The following is a 5,606-nucleotide window of genomic DNA, read 5'->3' as shown; positions in this document are numbered from 1 at the left end:
CCGGATCACCGCTGGTGGCGCGGCTGGCCGCACTGTCCCCGGACGAGCGGGCCGCGCACCTGCTCGACCTGGTGCGCGGCGAGGTCGCGGCGGCCCTCGGGCACGCCGACGCGCGCGCGGTCGCGGCCACCAGGCCGTTCACCGACCTGGGGCTGGACTCCCTGACCGCCGTCGATCTGCGCAACCGGCTGGGCACGGCGACCGGGCTGCGGCTGCCGACCACCCTCACCTTCGACCAGCCGAACCCCACCGCCGTCGCCGCCTTCCTGCTCACGCTGCTGACCGAGACCGAGACCGGGCTGGCCGGGACGGCGCCGGCCGATGCCACGGCGTCCCGCGCCGGACGGCCGGGCGGCCAGGTCGTCGACGACGACCCGATCGCGATCGTCGGCATGGCCTGCCGCTTCCCCGGCGGGGTCGCCTCGCCGGAGGACCTGTGGCGGCTCGTCGCCGCCGGCACCGACGCGATCACCGAGTTCCCGGGCGACCGCGGCTGGGATCTCGAGGCGCTCCACGACCCGGACCCGGACCACGCCGGCACGTCCTACACCCGCCACGGCGGTTTCCTGCTCGACGCCGGCGACTTCGACACCGACTTCTTCGAGATCGCGCCCCGCGAGGCGCTGGCGACCGACCCACAGCAGCGCCTGCTGCTGGAGACCACCTGGGAGCTGTTCGAGCGGGCCGGGATCGACCCGGCGACGCTGCGCGGCAGCCGCACCGGCGTGTTCGCCGGGGTGATGTACCACGACTACGCCCCCAGGCTGGACGAGGCGCCGTCGTCGTTGGAGGGCTTCCTCGGCACCGGCAGCGCCGGCAGCGTCGCCTCCGGCCGGATCTCCTACACGTTCGGCTTCGAGGGGCCGGCGGTCACCATCGACACGGCCTGCTCGTCGTCGCTAGTCGCCCTGCACCTGGCCGCCCAGTCGCTGCGTTCCGGCGAGAGCGAGCTGGCGGTCGCCGGCGGGGTGACGGTGATGGCCTCCCCCGGCGCCTGGGTGGAGCTGTCCCGGCAGCGCGCGCTGTCACCGGACGGCCGCAGCAAGGCGTTCGCGGCGGCGGCGGACGGCGTGGGCTGGGCCGAGGGCATCGGGCTCGTCCTGCTCGAACGGCTCTCGGACGCCCGCCGCGCCGGCCATCCGGTGCTGGCGCTCGTGCGGGGGTCGGCGGTCAACCAGGACGGCGCGTCCAACGGGCTGACCGCGCCCAACGGGCCGTCCCAGCAGCGTGTCATCCGCACCGCGCTCGCCGCCGCCGGGCTCGCTCCGGCCGATGTCGACGCCGTCGAGGCGCACGGCACCGGCACCCGTCTCGGCGACCCCATCGAGGCCCAGGCCATCATCGCCACCTACGGCCAGCACCGGGAGGCCGGCCGGCCCGTCTACCTCGGCTCGCTGAAGTCCAACATCGGCCACACCCAGGCGGCGGCCGGCGTCGCCGGCATCATCAAGATGGTCCAGGCCATCGAGCACGGCGTCCTGCCCAGGACCCTGCACGTGGACGAGCCGTCACCGTACGTGGACTGGGCCGACGGGGACATCGAGCTGCTCACCGAGGCCCGGCCCTGGCCCGAGACGGGCGCGCCCCGCCGGGCGGGGATCTCCTCCTTCGGTGTCAGCGGCACCAACGCCCACGCGATCATCGAGCAGGCCCCGGCCGACGACCGTCCGCTGGCGCCGTCCCGCCCGGCCGCCGGCGGCGAACCGGTGACCGACGGCAAGCCGGTCGCGTGGACGCTGTCGGCGAAAACCCCGCAGGCCCTGCGGGCGCAGGCCACCCAGCTGGCGGCCTGGCTGCGCGCGGACGAACCGCCGGCCGGCGGCGAACCTGTGACCAACGGCGGGGCCGAGGTGGACGGCGGCGGGGCCGGGGCGGGCGTCGCGGCGGTCGCGGCGGTCGCGGCTGCGCTGCACACCACCCGTGCGACGTTCAGCGAACGCGCGGTCGTCGTCGCCGACGACCGGGACGGCTTCCTGGCCTCCCTCGACGCGCTGGCCCGCGGCGACCTGCCGGTGAACGCGGCCCGGGGCACCGCCACGGCGGACCGCCGGATCGTGTTCGTCTTCCCCGGCCAGGGCTCCCAGTGGCCGGGAATGGCGGCGGCCCTGCTGGACACCTCCCCGGTGTTCGCCGCGGCGATCGCGGACTGCGCGCGGGCGCTGCGCCCGTACATCGACTGGGACCTGCTCGACGTGCTGCGCGGGGCGCCGGACGCGCCCACGCTGGAGCGGTTCGACGTGATCCAGCCCACGCTGTGGGCGATCCTCGTCGCGCTCGCGGCGCTGTGGCGCGCGCACGGTGTGCACCCGCACGCCGTCGTCGGCCACAGCCAGGGGGAGATCGCCGCCGCCTATGTGGCCGGCGCCCTGTCCCTGGACGACGCCGCCCGGCTGATCTCCCTGCGCAGCCAGGCCGCCATCGCGCTGGCCGGGCGCGGCTGCCTGGCCTCGATCGCGCTGACCGCGGACGACCTCGAGCCGCGCCTGGCCCGCTGGGGGGACGGCCGGCTGTCGATCGCCGCCATCAACAGCCCCGGGTCGCTGGTGGTCGCCGGTGACACCGACGCCGTGACGGAACTGGTCGCGGAGCTGGAGGCCGAAGGTGTGCGCGCCCGGGTCCTCCCGGCCACCTACGCCTCGCACTCGGCGCACGTCGACAGCCTGCGCGAGGTGCTGCTGGCGGACCTCGCGTCGATCACACCGCGGGCGGGGACGATCCCGCTGATCTCCACGGTCACCGGTGAGCCGGTCGACACCAGCACCCTCGACGCCGAGTACTGGTTCGCGAACCTGCGTCGGACGGTCCGCTTCGAGCAGGCCACCCGTACCCTGCTCGAGCGCGGCCATGACACGTTCATCGAGATCAGCCCGCATCCGGTGCTCAACTTCAGTCTGCAGGAGATCGCCGGGGTGACCGGCGCCACCGGCACCGTGGTCGCCGGGACGCTGCGCCGCGACCAGGGCGGGCTGGACCGTTTCCTGCTGTCCGCCGCCGAGCTGTACGTCCAGGGAGTGCCGGTCGACTGGGCGGTGACGTCCGGCAGCCCGCACCCGCGGGTCACCCTGCCGACCTACGCCTTCCAGCACCGGCGCTACTGGCTGGACGTCGGACGCTCGTTCGCCGGGGAGGTCTCCGCCACCCGGCCGACGCAGATCGGCGGCCTCGCCGCCGCCGACCCGGCCGCCGCCTCGGTCTCGGCCGCCGACGGGCTCCTGCTGCGGCTGGCCGGCCTCGGCGAGGCCGAACGGGACGAGGCGCTGCTGACGGTCGTCCAGTCGGAGATCGCGACGGTGCTCGGGCACGCCGACGCCGACGAGGTCCTGTCCACCCGGACGTTCCAGGAGCTGGGGTTCAGCTCCCTGACCGCGGTCGACCTGCGTAACCGGCTGGGCGCCGCGACCGGGCTGGAGCTGCCGGCCACGCTCGTCTTCGACCATCCCACCCCCGAGGCCGTCGCCGCCTACCTGCGCGCCGAACTGGCCATCGACACCCCGGCGGCGGTGCCGGCGACGGCGGTGGACGCGGTCGACCAGCTGGAGGCCGTCCTCGCCGCCGGCGCCGCCACCGAGGCGGACCGGCAGGCCGCGATCACCCGCCTGCGCCGCCTGCTCGACCAGTGGGGCACCGGCCCCGCCGGTCCCACCGGCTCGTCCGACAACGAGCTGGACCTCGACTCCGCCAGCGACGAGGAACTGTTCGCCCTCATGGATCAGGAGCACGCCTGACGATGTCCAACGACGACAAGCTCCGCGAATACCTCAAGCGCGCGCTCGCGGACTCCCGGGCCGCCCACCGGCGGCTGCGGGAGATCGAGGAGAGCCGGCGGGAACCGATCGCGATCGTCGGCGCCGCCTGCCGCTACCCCGGCGGGGTCAACTCGCCGGCGGACCTGTGGCAACTCGCCGCCGCCGGCGGTGACGCGATCAGCGGTTTCCCGGACGACCGCGGCTGGGACACCGACGCGCTCTACCATCCCGACCCGGACCATCCCGGCACCACCTACACCCGCCAGGGCGGGTTCATCGCCGGCGCCGGTGACTTCGACGCGGCGTTCTTCGGGATCTCCCCGCGGGAGGCCGCCGCGACCGACCCGCAGCAGCGCCTGCTGCTGGAGAACGCCTGGGAGCTGCTGGAGAACGCCGGGATCGACCCGACGTCGCTGCGCGGCAGCCGCACCGGCGTGTTCGCCGGTGTCGCCGGGCGCGACTACGCCGCCGGCTTCCACGAGGTCCCCGACGAGCTGGAGGGCTATCTGGTCACCGGCGCGCTCGGCAGCGTCGCCTCCGGCCGGATCTCCTACACGTTCGGTTTCGAGGGGCCGGCGGTCACCATCGACACGGCCTGCTCGTCGTCGCTGGTCGCCCTGCACCTGGCCGCCCAGTCGCTGCGCTCCGGCGAGAGCGACCTGGCGATCGCCGGCGGGGTCGCCGTCATGACGTCGCCGCTGGGCTTCGTGGACTTCGCCCGGCAGCGCGGGCTCGCCCCCGACGGCCGCTGCAAGGCGTTCGCGGCGGCGGCGGACGGCACCGGCTGGTCGGAGGGTGTCGGCCTGCTGCTGCTCGAGCGGCTCTCGGACGCCCAGCGCGCCGGCCGCAGCATCCTCGCCGTCGTCCGCGCCTCCGCCGTCAACCAGGACGGCGCCTCCAACGGCCTGACCGCCCCCAACGGGCCGTCCCAGCAGCGTGTCATCCGCGCCGCCCTCGCCGCCGCCGGCCTGACCCCCGCCGACGTCGACGCCGTCGAGGCCCACGGCACCGGCACCCGCCTCGGCGACCCCATCGAAGCCCAGGCCCTCATCGCCACCTACGGGCAGAACCGCCCCGCCGACCGGCCGCTCTACATCGGCTCGCTGAAGTCCAACATCGGGCACGCCCAGGCCGCCGCCGGCGTCGCCGGCATCATCAAGACGGTCCACGCCCTCCAGCACGGCGTCCTGCCGAAAACCCTGCACGTGGACGAGCCATCACCGTACGTAAAGTGGTCGGCGGGTGCGGTGGAGCTGCTCACCGAGGCCCGCCCCTGGCCCGATGTCGACCGGCCCCGCCGGGCCGCCGTCTCCGCCTTTGGCGTCAGCGGCACCAACGCCCACATCATCATCGAACAGGCCCCCACCGACCAGCCCGCCCCAGCGGACGCCGCGGCGGACAGCTCCCCGGCCACCCCGGCGGATGCCGGGACGGACAGCCCGGCGGACCGGACGGACGTGCGGGCAGCTGCCCGGGTCGACGCGGACGCGCCCGCCACGGGCACACCCGCCACCGAGGCGGGCGCGGAGCCGGGGAGCGCGGGGACGCCCGCCGGCGAACCGGCTGGCAGCCCACTGCCGTTCCTGATCTCCGCGCGCTCACCCAGAGCCCTCCAGGAGCAGGCCGCCCGGCTGGCCGCGCACGTCAGCGGTGACAGCACACTGCGGCCGGTGGACGTCGCCTACTCACTGGCCACCACCCGGGCGACGCTGTCCCACCGCGCCGTCGTCATCGCCGGGGACCGGGACGACCTGCTCGCGGGCCTGGACGCGGTCGCGACCGAGCGGCAGACGCCCCGGACCGTCGTGGGCACCGGCACCCCTGGCAAGATCGCGTTCCTGTTCACCGGGCAGGGCGCCC

At 75.4% G+C, this 5,606-nt stretch carries 2 protein-coding genes; both read left to right on the top strand.

Annotation, left to right across the window (positions count from 1 at the left end; genetic code table 11):
- Window positions 1-3,725: type I polyketide synthase (locus NBX02_RS09190; RefSeq protein WP_250290908.1), on the top strand; the 3,725-nt coding region annotated here is incomplete at its 5' end.
- The coding region (locus NBX02_RS09185; protein WP_445548334.1) for a type I polyketide synthase at window positions 3,722-5,606 on the top strand (1,885 nt) is incomplete at its 3' end. The genes NBX02_RS09190 and NBX02_RS09185, both read left to right, overlap by 4 nt.

Source organism: Protofrankia sp. CiP1_Cm_nod1 (genome assembly GCF_920888515.1).
Lineage (GTDB): Bacteria > Actinomycetota > Actinomycetes > Frankiales > Frankiaceae > Protofrankia.
The sequence above is the reverse complement of the archived record's forward strand: the minus strand, read 5'-3'. Positions and strand labels throughout refer to the sequence as shown.